The following is a 13,289-nucleotide window of genomic DNA, read 5'->3' on the forward strand; positions in this document are numbered from 1 at the left end:
ATGAAAAACCTATTCTTCAAGCACTTCCAGCACGCCGGGAATGACGCGCAACGCCTGGCGCGCCGGCGTGGTCAGCGGCGCATCCTCGGCGATCTCGATATCCAGCAGATCCTCGCCGTCCTTGAGCCGCAAGGCAATAGGGCCGCGCGCGCGGGGGGGCGCGGCAACCTCGGCCTGGATGCGGGCCAGCGCCGCGGCGATGCCGGGCACGGCGTCCAGCCCGGCGATCTCGACCGCGAGGCGATTGGCCCCGGCATCGGCCACCGCCTGATCGAGCGGCGTCACCGCGCGGGCCAGGAGCTTGACCTGGTCGCCCGAAGGCTCGACCTGCACCTGCAGGACCACGTTCTCGCCCGGCTCCAGGTGCTGGCGATGCGCGTCGAGCGTGTCCGAGAACACCGTGACCTCGTAAAGCCCGGTCGGGTCGCTGAGGCCGACGAAGGCGAAGCGGGTGCCGCGTGCCGATTTCTTCTCCTGCCGGAAGGCGACCGTACCGGCCAGCGAGGCGACGAGCGCTCCGTCGGCCGCAGCCTGCGTCACCTCGGCCAGCGTCTGCACGCCCTTGCGGCGCAGCGCCGGCTGGTAATCGTCCAGCGGATGGCCGGACAGGTAGAAGCCGACCGCCGCATGTTCCTCGGCCAGCTTCTCAGCCGGCATCCAGATCGGCGCCGGGACGGGCCGCGGCGGCGGCAGGTCCTCGCCGCCGCCGAAGAGCGAGCTTTGCGAGGAGGCCGCCGCCTCCTGCACCGCCGCCGACCAGGCGACCAGCCCGTCCAGCGCCTTCAGCACCCGCGCGCGGCTCGGCTCCAGCACGTCGAAGGCGCCGGCGCGGGCCAGCATTTCCAGCGGCCGCTTGCCCACGCGCTTCATGTCCACGCGGCGGGCGAAGTCGTGCAGGTCGCGGAACGGCACCTGCCCGCGCGCCTCGGTGATCAGCCGCATCGCCTCGACGCCGACGCCCTTCAGCGCGCCGAGCGCATAGACGATCTTGCCGTCCTTGACGCTGAAGGTCGGCTCGGAGCGGTTGACGCAGGGCGGCACGGTCTCGATCCCCATCCGGTCGGCCTCGCGCTTGTAGACGGCCAGCTTGTCGGTCAGGTGAATATCGCAGTTCATCACCGCGGCCATGAACTCGACCGGGTGGTTGGCCTTGAGCCAAGCGGTCTGGTAGCTGACCACGGCATAGGCGGCGGCATGGGACTTGTTGAAACCGTAATTGGCGAATTTCTCAAGTAGGTCAAAGACCTCTCCGGCCTTCTTCGCGTCGATTCCCTGCGCCTTGCAGCCCTCGACGAACTTGGGCCGCTCCTTGGCCATCTCCTCGGCGATCTTCTTGCCCATGGCGCGGCGCAGCAGGTCGGCGCCGCCGAGGCTGTAGCCGGCCATGACCTGCGCGATCTGCATCACCTGTTCCTGGTAGACGATGATGCCCTGGGTCTCGGCCAGGATGTGGTCTATGGAAGGATGAATGGATTCAAGCGGCCGCAGGCCGTTCTTCACCTCGCAATAGGTCGGGATGTTCTCCATCGGGCCGGGGCGGTAGAGGGCCACCAGCGCCACGATGTCCTCGATGCAGGTCGGCTTCATGCGCCGCAGCGCGTCCATCATGCCCGAGCTTTCGACCTGGAACACCGCCACGGTGCGGGCGCTGGCGAACAGGTCATAGCTGGGCTTGTCGTCCAGCGGGATGGCGTTGATCTGGTTCTCGGCCCCCCTGGCGGGCTCGTAAAGCACCCGGCCGTCGGCCGCGACATGCAGCGGCCGGCCGCCGGCATTGATCAGGTCGACGGCGTTCTGGATCACCGTCAGGGTCTTGAGCCCGAGGAAGTCGAACTTGACCAGCCCCGCCTGCTCGACCCATTTCATGTTGAACTGCGTCGCCGGCATGTCCGAGGCCGGATCACGATAGAGCGGCACCAGCCGGTGCAGCGGCCGGTCGCCGATCACCACCCCCGCGGCATGGGTCGAGGCGTTGCGCAGCAGCCCCTCGATCTTGGCGGCATAGTCCAGCAGGCGGGCGACCACCTCCTCCTTGGCGGCCTCGCGCAGGCGCGGCTCGTCGGCCAGCGCCTTGGTGACGCTGACCGGCTTGACGCCCTCGACCGGGATCATCTTCGACAGGCGATCCACCTGGCCGAAGGGCAGTTGCAGCACCCGGCCGACGTCGCGCACCGCCGCCTTGGAGAGAAGCGCGCCGAAGGTGATGATCTGGCCGACCTTGTCGCGGCCGTATTTCTCCTGCACGTACTGGATCACCTCCTCGCGGCGATCCATGCAGAAGTCGATGTCGAAATCGGGCATCGACACCCGCTCGGGGTTTAGGAACCGCTCGAAGAGCAGGCTGTAACGCATTGGATCAAGGTCGGTAATCGTCAGCGCATAGGCGACGAGCGACCCCGCGCCCGAGCCGCGGCCGGGGCCGACCGGGATGCCGTGTTCCTTGGCCCATTTGATGAAATCGGCGACGATCAGGAAATAGCCGGGAAAGCCCATCTGCTCGATGATGCCCAGCTCGAAGCGCAGGCGTTCCTCGTATTCCTCGACCGTCGCGGAATGCGGGATCACCGCCAGCCGGGCGCGCAAGCCGTCCCAGGCCTGGCGGCGCAACTCCTCGACCTCGTCATCGGCAAAGCGCGGCAGGATCGGCTTGTGCTTCCTGACCGCGAAGGCGCAGCGGCGGGCGATCTCCACGGTGTTCTGGATCGCCTCGGGCAGGTCGGCGAACAGCGTGGCCATCTCGGCGGCGGTCTTGAAGTAATGCTGCGGGGTCAGCCGGCGGCGCGGCGCGGTCTGGTCGACATAGGCGCGGTCCGAGATGCAGATCAGCGCGTCATGGGCGTCGAAAAGCTCGGCTTTCGGGAAATACACGTCGTTGGTGGCGACCAGCGGCAGGTCGAGCGCATAGGCGAGGTCGATCATGCCGCCTTCCGAGCCCGCCTCCTCGGGGACCGGCTGGCCCTCGGCGTCGTGGTGGCGCTGCAACTCGACATAAAGCCGGGTCGGGAAGGCGGCCGCCAGCCGCTCGGCCAGGGCGCGGGCCTCGGCCGGGCGGCCTTGCAGCACCAGCTGGCCCAGCGGACCGCCGGCGCCGCCGGTCAGGCAGATCAGCCCCTCGGCATGGGTTTCCAGTTCGGCCAGCGTCACATGCGGCAGCGCGTTGTCGTCGCGCAGGTAAAGGCAGGTCGACAGCTCCATCAGGTTCAGCCAGCCGGCCTCGTTCTGCGCCAGCAGCACGACGGGGCCGGTCACTTCGGCCTGCAGCGTCACCTGGCAGCCGATGATCGGCTGCACGCCGGCATCCTGCGCCTTGACCGAGAATTCCAGCGCCGCGAACAGCGCGTTGGTATCGGTCAGCGCCACGGCGGGCATGCCGTTCTGTGCTGCCAGATCGGCAAGCTTCTTGACCGGCACCGCGCCTTCCAGCAGCGAATGTTCGGAATGGGTGCGCAGGTGGATGAATCGGGGTGAATTTTCCGGCATGGCGCAATCTAGGTCCGACCTGACGGATTGTGCAATTGCCCCTCGGCGGAAAACCGCTAATCTTGTCGCAAAAAGCAGCGAGGCGCGCGACAGTGACCGATGTTTTCCGGGCCGAGGGCCTGGGCAAGAGCTATCCCGGCGTGCGCGCCAATGACGATGTGTCCTTCGCGGTCGCGGGGGGCGAGATCCATGCCCTGCTGGGCGAGAACGGCGCCGGCAAATCCACGCTGGTCAAGATGATCTACGGCCTGGTGCGGCCGGACGAGGGGCGGATGGCGCTGCTGGGCGCGCCTTACGCGCCGCACGACCCGCGCGCCGCCCGCGCCGCCGGCGTCGCCATGGTGTTCCAGCATTTCAGCCTGTTCGAGGCGCTGACCGTGGCCGAGAACATCGCGCTGGGGATGGAGGACCCGCCGCCGCGCGCGGAACTTGCGCGCCGCATCGAGGAACTGTCGCAGGGCTACGGGCTGCCGCTGAACCCCGCCCGCCGCATCGCCAGCCTGTCGGCGGGCGAACGGCAGCGGGTCGAGATCCTGCGCTGCCTGCTGCAAGACCCGCGCCTGCTGATCATGGACGAGCCGACCTCGGTCCTGACCCCGCAGGAGGCCGGGATCCTGTTCGCCACCCTGCGGCAACTGGCCGAGGCCGGCACGGCGATCCTGTATATCAGCCACAAGCTGGAGGAGATCCGCAGCCATTGCGACCGCGCCACCATCCTGCGCCAGGGCAGGCTGGTCGGCACGGTCGATCCGCGCGCCCATTCCGCCCGCGAACTGGCGGCGATGATGGTCGGGGCCGAGATGCGGCTGGTGGATCGTTCCGGCCGCAAGCCCGGCGCGCCGGTGCTGGAGGTCCGGGGCCTGTCCACGCCGGGCGGCGAGGGCGTGGCGCTGAAGGACATCGCGCTGAGCCTGCGCGCGGGCGAGATCCTGGGCATCGGCGGCGTCGCCGGCAACGGGCAGGAGGAGCTGCTTTCGGCCCTGTCGGGCGAGACCGCGACCGCCCCGGGCACCGTGGTGCTGGAGGGGCGCGACCTCTCCACCGCCAGCCCCGAGACGCGGCGCCGCGCCGGGCTTCTGGCCGCGCCCGAGGACCGGCTGGGCCATGCCGCCGTGCCCGAATTCAGCCTGGCCGAGAATACGCTGCTGACCGCCGGGGCGCGGCAGGAGCTGATCCGGCGCGGGTTGATCGACCGCAAGGCGGCCACGGCTTTCGCGCAACAGGTGATCCACGCCTTCGACGTGCGCACCCCCGGCCCCGGCACGGCGGCGGGCGCGCTGTCGGGCGGCAACCTGCAAAAGTTCGTCATCGGCCGCGAGGTGCTGGGCCGACCCCGCGTGCTAGTCGTCAACCAGCCGACCTGGGGCGTCGATGCCGGCGCCGCCGCCGCCATCCGCCAGGCGCTGCTGGACCTGGCCGCGCAGGGCGCCGGGCTGATCGTCATCAGCCAGGACCTGGACGAACTCTTGGAGCTGTCGGACCGTTTCTGCGCGCTGAACCAGGGGCGGCTGTCCGCCCCCCGCCCGACCGAGGGGCTGACGATCGAGGAGATCGGGCTGATGCTGGGCGGCGCCCATGGCATGGAGGTGGCGCATGTTCCGGCTTGAACCGCGCGCCAGCGCCCCGCTGCTCTGGCAGGTCGCGACCCCGGTCCTGGCGGTGCTGGCGACGATGATCGGCGGCGGCGCGCTGTTCGCCGCCATGGGCTTCGATCCGCTGGCCGCGATCCGCACCATCTTCTGGGACCCGCTCTTCGGTCCCGCCGCCGCCTATTCGCGGCCGCAGCTGCTGGTCAAGGCCGGGCCGCTGATCCTGATCGCCTGCGGCCTGGCGCTGGGGTTCCGCGCCGGGATCTGGAACATCGGCGCCGAGGGGCAATACATCATCGGCGCCATCTGCGGCACTGCGGTGGCGCTGGCCGCCTATCCGCTGGATGCCTTCTGGATCTTCCCGGCGATGATCCTGGCCGGGGCGCTTGGCGGCTGGGCCTGGGGCATGGTCCCGGCGCTGCTCAGGAACTGGTTCGGCGCGTCCGAAATCCTGGTGTCGCTGATGCTGGTCTATGTCGCGCAGAAGGTCGCCGCCTGGATGGCCTTCGGGCCGATGAAGAACCCCAAGGGCTTCAACTTTCCCGGCTCGCGCAACCTGCAGCAATATGATGCCGCCGCGAACCCCGAGCTGATCGCGGGCTCCGGCCTGCATTGGGGCGGCGTGGCGGCGGTGCTGGCGCTGGCGGCGACCTGGTTCGTCATGTCGCGCCACGTCCTTGGCTTCCACATCCGCACCGCCGGGGCCGCGCCCCGCGCCGCGCGCTTCGCCGGCGTCCGGCCCGAGCGTCTGGTGGCGCTGTGCCTGGGCGTCTCGGGCGCGCTGGCGGGGCTCGCCGGGCTGTTCGAGGTCGCGGGCCCGGCCGGCCAGATCACCGAGAGCTTCGGCTCGGGCTACGGCTTCACCGCGATCATCGTGGCCTTCCTGGGCCGGCTGCATCCGCTGGGCATCCTGCTGGCCGGCCTGCTCATGGCGCTGACCTATATCGGCGGCGAGCTGGCGCAGATGATGCTGAACCTGCCCGCCGCGACGGTGCAGGTCTTCCAGGGGATGTTGCTGTTCTTCCTGCTGGGCTTCGACATCCTGACCCGCTATCGCATCCGGAGGCGCGCATGATGATCGACCCGCTTTCCGTCTTCATCCTGCTGCTGGGCGCCGCCACGCCGATCCTGTTCGCGGCCTTGGGCGAGCTGGTCGTCGAACGCGCCGGCGTGTTGAACCTGGGCGTCGAGGGCATGATGATCGGCGGCGCGCTGGCGGGCTTCTCCGCAGCCCATGCCAGCGGCAGCCCGGCGCTGGGTTTCCTGGCCGCCGCCGTCGCCGGGGCGGCGCTGTCGATGATCTTCGCGGTGCTGACGCAATTCCTGCTGTCGAACCAGGTCGCCACGGGCCTGGCGCTGACGCTGTTCGGCCTGGGCCTGACCGCCATGTTCGGCAAGCCCTACGAGGGGGTGAAGGCGCCGCCGATGCCGGCCGGGCCGCTGCAGCTGAACCTGATGATCTGGCTGGGCCTGGCGCTGGTGCCCGCGGTCTGGTGGTTCCTGATGCGCTCGCGCCCCGGCCTCATCCTGCGCGCGGTGGGCGAGAACCACGACGCTGCCCATGCGCTCGGCTATCCGGTGCGCGCCCTGCGCATCGCCGCCATCGGCTTCGGCGGCGCGCTGGCCGGGATGGGTGGCGCCTATATCTCGATCGCCACGGTGCTGCAATGGACCGAGGGCATGACCGCCGGAGCCGGCTGGATCGCGCTGGCCATCGTGGTCTTCGCGCAATGGAACCCCTGGGGGGTGCTGGCCGGGGCCTGGCTGTTCGGCGGCGTCACCGTGCTGCAGCTGCGCCTGCAGGCCGCCGGGGTCGCGGTGCCGGTGCAATTGCTCAGCATGGCGCCCTATCTGGCCACGATCCTCGTGCTGGTGCTGATCTCGGCCCGGCAGAAATTCGGCCGCTCGGGCGGGGCTGCTGCCCCCGGATCGCTGGGCAGGCCCTTCCACGCGCTGCGCTAGCGCAACCAACAGGAGACCATGATGAACCGCAGAACCCTTCTCGGCAGCGCCGCCGCCCTTGTGGCCGCCTCGGCCCTGCCCGCCTTTGCCCAGGGTGACAAGCTCAAGGTGGGCTTCATCTATGTCGGGCCGGTGGGCGACGGCGGCTGGACCTATCAGCACGACCTGGCCCGCCAGGCGGTCGAAAAGGAATATGGCGACCGCGTCGAGACCACCTTCATCGAAAGCGTCCCCGAGGGCGCCGATGCCGAACGCGCCATCACCCAGCTGGCCCTGTCCGGCCACAAGCTGATCTTCACCACCAGCTTCGGCTTCATGGACGCCACGATCAACGTCGCCAAGAAATTCCCCGACGTGAAGTTCGAGCACGCCACCGGCTACAAGACCGCCGAGAACGTCGCCACCTACGACGCCCGCTTCTACGAAGGCCGCGCCGTCATGGGCACCATCGCCGGGCGCATGACCAAGTCGAACAAGATCGGCTATATCGGCTCCTTCCCGATCCCCGAGGTGGTGCAGGGCATCAACAGCTCCTACCTGCACGCCAAGAAGGTGAACCCGGATGTCGAGATGAAGGTGGTCTGGGCCTATAGCTGGTTCGACCCCGCCAAGGAGGCCGACGCCGCCGCCGCGCTGATCGCCGAGGGCGTGGACGTGATCCTGCAGCACACCGACTCGACCGCGCCGCTGGCCAAGGCGCAGGAGGCGGGCGCCATCGGCTTCGGCCAGGCCAGCGACATGGCGGCCTTCAAGCCCACACCGCGGGTCTCGTCGATCATCGACAACTGGGCGCCCTACTACGTCAAGCGCGTCGGCGAGGTCCTGGACGGGACCTGGACATCGCATTCGGTCTGGCTGGGCATCGGCGACGGCGAGGTCGAGATCGGCGAGATCACCGAGGCCGTGCCCCCCGAGGTCAAGGAAGAGGCGCTGGCGCTGAAGGCACGCATCGCCTCGGGCGAATACCACCCCTTCACCGGGCCGCTGAACAAGCAGGACGGCACGTCCTGGCTGGCCGAAGGGGAAAAGGCCAGCGACGAAGACCTGCGCGGCATGAACTTCTATGTCGAGGGCATCACCGCCCCGATGCCGAAGTGACCAGACGACAAAACCGGGGCTTGCGCCCCGGTTTTCCGCTACACCGGCAGGGCCGTCACTCCAGATGGCTTTCCAGGAACCACAGGTCCTTGTCGGCGGTGCGCGAGGCGGCGGTGAACAGGTCGGCGGTATCGGCATCGCCGGCCTCGTCGGTGGCGTCGATGGCGGCGCGCACCTTCTCGCCATAGTCGCGCATCCGCTCGCAGACCGCCTTGATATGGTCTTCGGCCTTTGTCAGGTCGGTCGGATATTCCTTCAGCGTGCTGGCCTTGGCCACCTTCTCGACCGTGCCGACGGCCACGCCGTCCAGCACCTGCACGCGCTCGGCCATCATGTCCACATGCTCATCCAGCCGCGCCTTGACCGCGTCGAACAACTCGTGCACCGCGATGAAGTTGCGGCCCTTGACGTTCCAATGCGCCTGCTTGATCGCCGCCGACAGCGCCAGCGCATCGGCCAGACGGGCATTCAGCTCGGCGATCGCGGTCTTGCGGGCATTGTCGCTAAGCCCTTTGACATTCACAGCCATGAAATTCTCCTTCGTCAGGTTCGCCCTTGAAACGAAGGCCGGAAGGCGGCGGTTCCCCGCGACGCCGGGTCAAACTGCCGCAGCCTGTGAAACCGGCCCCCGACGGCCGGGAACAGGCCATGAAAAAGGGCGGCGCTTCCTGCGAAGCACCGCCCTTGAGAATTCGCTCAGAGCAGGATCAGACCGCGCCCTGGATGAACTTCACCGCATCGCCGAAGGTCTGGATCGTCTCGGCGGCGTCATCGGGGATCTCGATGCCGAACTCTTCCTCGAACGCCATGACCAGTTCCACGGTATCCAGCGAATCGGCGCCGAGATCGTCGATGAACGAGGCGGTTTCCGTCACCTTGTCCTCATCGACACCCAGGTGCTCGACGACGATTTTCTTCACGCGATCAGCAATATCGCTCATGTCTCTTCCTCGTTTTCGCGGGCAATCCGCCCAGATGTTCCAGCGATTGCCGGTCACAGCCCAGGGCGGTTCCCCTGCAGCCTTGCTTGCGGGATATAGCACGGAGACGTGATCTTGCAACCCGCATAAACCATCCTCAGATCATCGCCATGCCGCCGTTGACATGCAGCGTGGCGCCGGTGACATAGCCCGCCTCGGGGCTGGCCAGATACAGCACCGCGGCGGCGATTTCCTGCGCCGAACCCATGCGCCCGGCGGGGATCTGGGTCAGGATCCGGCCCTTCTGCTCGTCATTCAGCTTGTCGGTCATCGCGGTCTCGATGAAGCCGGGCGCCACGCAGTTCACGGTGATCCCGCGCGAGGCGACCTCATAGGCCAGGCTCTTCGACATGCCGACCAGGCCCGCCTTGGCGGCAGCATAATTGCCCTGGCCCGGATTACCCGTCGCGCCGACGACCGAGCCGATGTTCACGATCCGGCCCCAGCGCGCCTTCATCATGCCGCGCAGGACCGCCCGGCACAGCCGGAAGCTCGAGGTCAGGTTCACCTCGATCACCTGCGCCCATTCCTCGTCCGACATGCGCATGAACAGATTGTCGCGGGTGATGCCGGCATTGTTGACCAGCACGTCGACCGAGCCCATGGCCTCGGCCGCCGCCTTGGGCAGTGCCTCGACGGCGGCGGCATCCGACAGGTTCGCGGTCACGACATGCGCCCGCGAGCCCAGCTTCTCGGCCAGCTCGCGCAGCGGCGCCTCGCGCGTGCCCGACAGCGCCACCGTGGCGCCGGCGGCATGCAGCGCCTCGGCCACCGCGCCGCCGATCCCGCCCGAAGCCCCGGTCACCAGCGCATTCCTGCCCGTCAGATCAAACATCAAGCTCTTCTCCGTTCTCCAAATACCCCCAGGGGAATCCCGCAGGGATGGGGGCGGAGCCCCCTTATGCCTTCAGCGCCGCGATATCGCCCGGCACGCCGATATTCTTCACCACCGCCTCCCTGGCGATGCGCTTGATCATCCCCGACAGCGCCTTGCCGGCGCCGATCTCCCAGAACTCCGTCACGCCGGCCCCGACCAGGAACTCGACCGACTCGCGCCAGCGCACCGCGCCAGTCACCTGTTCGACCAGCAGCCGGCGAATGGCGCCGGGCTCGCTCACCGGCTCGGCGCGGACATTGGCGACCAGCGGCACGGCCGGCGCCGCGATCTCGACCGCCGCTAGCGCCTCGGCCATCACCGCCGCCGCCGGCTGCATCAGCGCCGAATGGAACGGGGCCGAGACCGGCAGCATCAGCGCCCGCTTGGCGCCGCGCTCCTTGGCCAGCGCCGCCGCGCGCTCCACCGCCGGCTTGTGGCCCGAGATCACCACCTGCGCCGGATCGTTGTCATTGGCGGCCTGGCAGACCTCGCCCTCGGCCGCGTCGCGCGCGATCTGGTCGACGGCGGCGAAATCGAGGCCCAGGATCGCCGCCATGGCGCCCTGCCCGACCGGCACCGCCTCCTGCATGGCCTGGCCGCGCAGGCGCAACAGACGCGCGGTATCGGCGAGGCTCAGCGCGCCCGCCGCGCAAAGCGCCGAATATTCGCCCAGGCTGTGGCCGGCGACGAAATCCGCATCCGCAATGCCGAAGCCCTCGGCTTCCAGCGCCCGGAACGCCGCGAGCGAGGTCGCCATCAGCGCCGGCTGGGCGTTCTGGGTCAGGGTCAGGGTCTCGATGTCGCCGTTCCAGATCAGCTCGGACAGGCTTTCGCCCAATGCCTCGTCCACCTCGGCGAAGACCGCCCGCGCCGCCGGATAGGCCTCGGCCAGCTCGCGCCCCATGCCGACGACCTGGGCGCCCTGCCCCGGAAATACGAATGCCCGCATCGCGGAATCCCTTCTGTCTCATGTCCTTGTGACAGCCTTAGCCCGCGACGGAACGTCCCGCAACCGCGCCGCTCAGCGCGGAATGACGATCTCGGCCCGCAAGCCGCCCAACCGCTCGCCCTCGCCCAGCCGCAGCTGACCGCCATGGGCGCGGGCGATGTCGGCGGCGATGGACAGGCCCAGCCCCACGCCCTGGCCGCGGTTCTGGTTCCTGGCCGGATCCAGCCGGGTGAAGGGTTTCAGCGCCTCCTCGCGCTTCTCGGGCGGGATACCGGGTCCGTCATCCTCGACCGAGATGCGGAAATAGCTCGGCCCCAGCGCCGCATCGACCTCGGCCCGCTCGCCATAGCGCACGGCATTGCCGATCAGGTTCTCGACGGCGCGGCGCAGGCTGTCGCGGCTGAAGGTGGCGCGGCCGGCCTCGTCCCCCGTCAACTCGTGCAGCACCACCCGCTGGCCGCCGCGTTGCGCATCGGCAACGATGCCGCGCAGGAAGTCCAGCGCCGGCACCGGCTCGGGCGGCGCGTCCTGGGCCGCGTCGCGGGCATGGTCCAGGAAGGCGTCGACCATGGTGCCCATCGCCGCCACGTCGCTTTCCAGCGCCGCGATCTCATCCGGCTCGGGCGGATAGTCGGGGCTCAGCATCGACAGGCCCAGCCGCAGCCGGGTCAAGGGCGTCCTCAGATCGTGGCTCACGCCGGACAGCATCTGCTTGCGCTGCTCGTTCTGGCGCTCGATCCGGGCGCGCATCTCCAGGAAGGCGGTGCCGGCGCTGCGGATCTCGCTGGCGCCGCCGGGGCGATAGGGGATGATCCGGCCCTTGCCGTATTCCTCGGCGGCGCGGGCCAGGCGCTTGATCGGCCGCAGCTGGTTGCGCAGGAAGATGGTCGCGATGGCGGTCATCAGCAGCGAGGTGCCGATCATCAGCACCAGCAGCTGATGCGGGTTCGAGGCGCTGACCCGCACCCGCGGAAACACCAGCTGATAGGGGCCCCAGCGGCCCTGCAGCGTCACCCGCACCTCGCGGCGCTGACCCAGATCGACGGCGCGCACATCGGCGACCTTCTCGTGCAACTCGGCGATGACGATGCGCCCCGAAAGGTCGTAGAAGACCCGCCGATCCTGCCCCCCGGATTCGGCCGGCAGGATCAGCTGCAGGCCCAGGGGCGCGGTCACCTGCGCCGCCGCCGCCCGCGCCGCGGCGACATCCGGGGCGGCGTCGATGCGGCTGGCGACCAGCCCGATCTCGCTGGCCATGCCCGAGGTCATCTGCCGGGTCACGTCCTCGAAATGCCGCTGCAGGAACATGACGGTGACGACCACGGTCACCACCACCACCGGCAGGAACAGGATCAGCGCCGCCCGCCCGTAGAGGCCGCGCGGCATGACCCGTTTCAGCCAGTCGAAATTCATCGCCCTTCGCCTCATTGCGGCCTTGGAAAACCGGCCGGCCCGCGTCTAGGTTAGCGGCATGACAAGCGCCGAGAAAGCCCTGCGGATCATCACCGCCGACAATCCCTCGCCCCTGACCGGGCCGGGCACCAACACCTTCCTGCTGGGACGCGACCAGGTCGCGGTGATCGATCCCGGCCCCGACCTGCCCGCCCATCGCCAGGCGATCCTGACCGCGGCCGGGCCCGGGCGGATCAGCCATATCTTCGTGACCCATGCGCATCTGGATCATTCCGGCGGCGCCCGCGCCCTGGCCCGGGCGACCGGCGCGCCGATCCTGGGCTTCGGCGCGGCGGAGGCCGGCCGCTCGGCGGTGATGGAGCGCCTGGCGCAGGAGGGCGGCATCGCCGGCGGCGAGGGGCTGGACCGCGACTTCCTGCCCGATATCGCCCTGGCGGACGGCGCCGCGGTCGAAAGCGACGAATGGCGGCTGACCGCGCTGCACACGCCCGGCCATTTCGCCGGCCATCTGAGCTTTCGCCACGAGGCGACGATCTTTTGCGGCGACGTGGTGATGGGCTGGTCCTCGACGCTGATCTCGCCCCCGGACGGAGATCTGGCGGATTACTTCCGCTCGCTGGCGCGGCTCGATTCGGCGGGGGCGCGGCTTCTGCTGCCGGCGCATGGCGAGGCGGTGGGCGATCCCGCGGCGCGGCTGGCCGAGCTTGCCGCGCATCGCCGCGCGCGCACGGCGCAGATCCTGTCGGCCCTGCGGGAGGGCCCTGCCACGGCCGAAAGCCTCGCGCGGCGAATCTACGAGGTCGCGCCTGCGCTGATTCCCGCCGCCACCCGCAACGTGCTGGCGCATCTGATCGCGCTGTCCGAGCTTGGCGCGGTCTCGACCCCCGGCCAGATCGCGACGGATTCGGTGTTTTCCGCGCATTGAGCGCCGGGTCACGGAA

General features: G+C 69.2%; 11 protein-coding genes. 5 read left to right on the plus strand and 6 right to left on the minus strand.

Going from position 1 to position 13,289, the window contains the following annotated elements; genetic code table 11:
- Positions 1 to 9: 9 nt before the first annotated feature.
- The gene (gene dnaE / locus I9P22_RS03375; protein ID WP_199257983.1) at positions 10 to 3,480 is read right to left on the minus strand and encodes a DNA polymerase III subunit alpha; all 3,471 of its coding nucleotides are present in this window, start codon (positions 3,478 to 3,480) and stop codon (positions 10 to 12) included.
- Positions 3,481 to 3,572: 92 nt separating this feature from the next.
- On the opposite strand from dnaE, the gene I9P22_RS03380 reads away from it, so the two are divergent.
- From I9P22_RS03380 to I9P22_RS03395, 4 genes are read left to right on the plus strand one after another with little or no spacing between them, the layout of a single operon-like run.
- Complete coding sequence (locus tag I9P22_RS03380) at positions 3,573 to 5,087, plus strand: ABC transporter ATP-binding protein (protein ID WP_199257984.1); 1,515 nt, start codon at positions 3,573 to 3,575, stop codon at positions 5,085 to 5,087.
- The gene (locus I9P22_RS03385; RefSeq protein WP_199257985.1) at positions 5,074 to 6,144 is read left to right on the plus strand and encodes an ABC transporter permease; all 1,071 of its coding nucleotides are present in this window, start codon (positions 5,074 to 5,076) and stop codon (positions 6,142 to 6,144) included. Before I9P22_RS03380 ends, I9P22_RS03385 begins: the two co-directional genes overlap by 14 nt.
- A complete protein-coding gene (locus I9P22_RS03390; protein WP_199257986.1) occupies positions 6,141 to 7,031 on the plus strand; it encodes an ABC transporter permease in 891 nt (296 codons plus the stop codon). Before I9P22_RS03385 ends, I9P22_RS03390 begins: the two co-directional genes overlap by 4 nt.
- A 21-nt stretch (positions 7,032 to 7,052) precedes the next feature.
- On the plus strand, positions 7,053 to 8,129 hold the full coding sequence (locus I9P22_RS03395; RefSeq protein ID WP_199257987.1) for a BMP family ABC transporter substrate-binding protein: 1,077 nt from the start codon (positions 7,053 to 7,055) through the stop codon (positions 8,127 to 8,129).
- Positions 8,130 to 8,184: 55 nt separating this feature from the next.
- Here I9P22_RS03395 and dps read toward each other — a convergent pair whose 3' ends face one another.
- The 5 genes from dps to I9P22_RS03420 all read right to left on the minus strand — a co-directional run bounded on the left by dps (position 8,185) and on the right by I9P22_RS03420 (position 12,348).
- Positions 8,185 to 8,658 carry a DNA starvation/stationary phase protection protein Dps gene (dps, locus tag I9P22_RS03400; protein ID WP_199257988.1) on the minus strand — a complete coding sequence of 158 codons (474 nt, stop codon included), beginning with the start codon at positions 8,656 to 8,658 and terminating at the stop codon, positions 8,185 to 8,187.
- 178 nt (positions 8,659 to 8,836) lie between these two features.
- Positions 8,837 to 9,070 (minus strand): acyl carrier protein, encoded by a 234-nt coding sequence (locus I9P22_RS03405; RefSeq protein WP_010397399.1) that lies wholly within the window; start codon positions 9,068 to 9,070, stop codon positions 8,837 to 8,839.
- A gap of 136 nt (positions 9,071 to 9,206) precedes the next feature.
- On the minus strand, positions 9,207 to 9,944 hold the full coding sequence (gene fabG, locus I9P22_RS03410; protein ID WP_199257989.1) for a 3-oxoacyl-ACP reductase FabG: 738 nt from the start codon (positions 9,942 to 9,944) through the stop codon (positions 9,207 to 9,209).
- A gap of 64 nt (positions 9,945 to 10,008) precedes the next feature.
- Positions 10,009 to 10,935: an ACP S-malonyltransferase gene (gene fabD, locus I9P22_RS03415; protein WP_199257990.1), complete on the minus strand. Its 927-nt coding sequence runs from the start codon at positions 10,933 to 10,935 to the stop codon at positions 10,009 to 10,011.
- A 72-nt stretch (positions 10,936 to 11,007) separates the two neighbouring features.
- On the minus strand, positions 11,008 to 12,348 hold the full coding sequence (locus tag I9P22_RS03420) for an ATP-binding protein (RefSeq protein ID WP_199257991.1): 1,341 nt from the start codon (positions 12,346 to 12,348) through the stop codon (positions 11,008 to 11,010).
- A gap of 58 nt (positions 12,349 to 12,406) precedes the next feature.
- Between I9P22_RS03420 and I9P22_RS03425 the strand changes: the two genes are divergently transcribed.
- A complete protein-coding gene (locus I9P22_RS03425) occupies positions 12,407 to 13,273 on the plus strand; it encodes an MBL fold metallo-hydrolase (protein WP_199257992.1) in 867 nt (288 codons plus the stop codon).
- Positions 13,274 to 13,289 lie beyond the last annotated feature (16 nt).

It is taken from the genome of Paracoccus binzhouensis (genome assembly GCF_016446475.1).
Classification (GTDB): Bacteria; Pseudomonadota; Alphaproteobacteria; order Rhodobacterales; family Rhodobacteraceae; genus Paracoccus; species Paracoccus binzhouensis.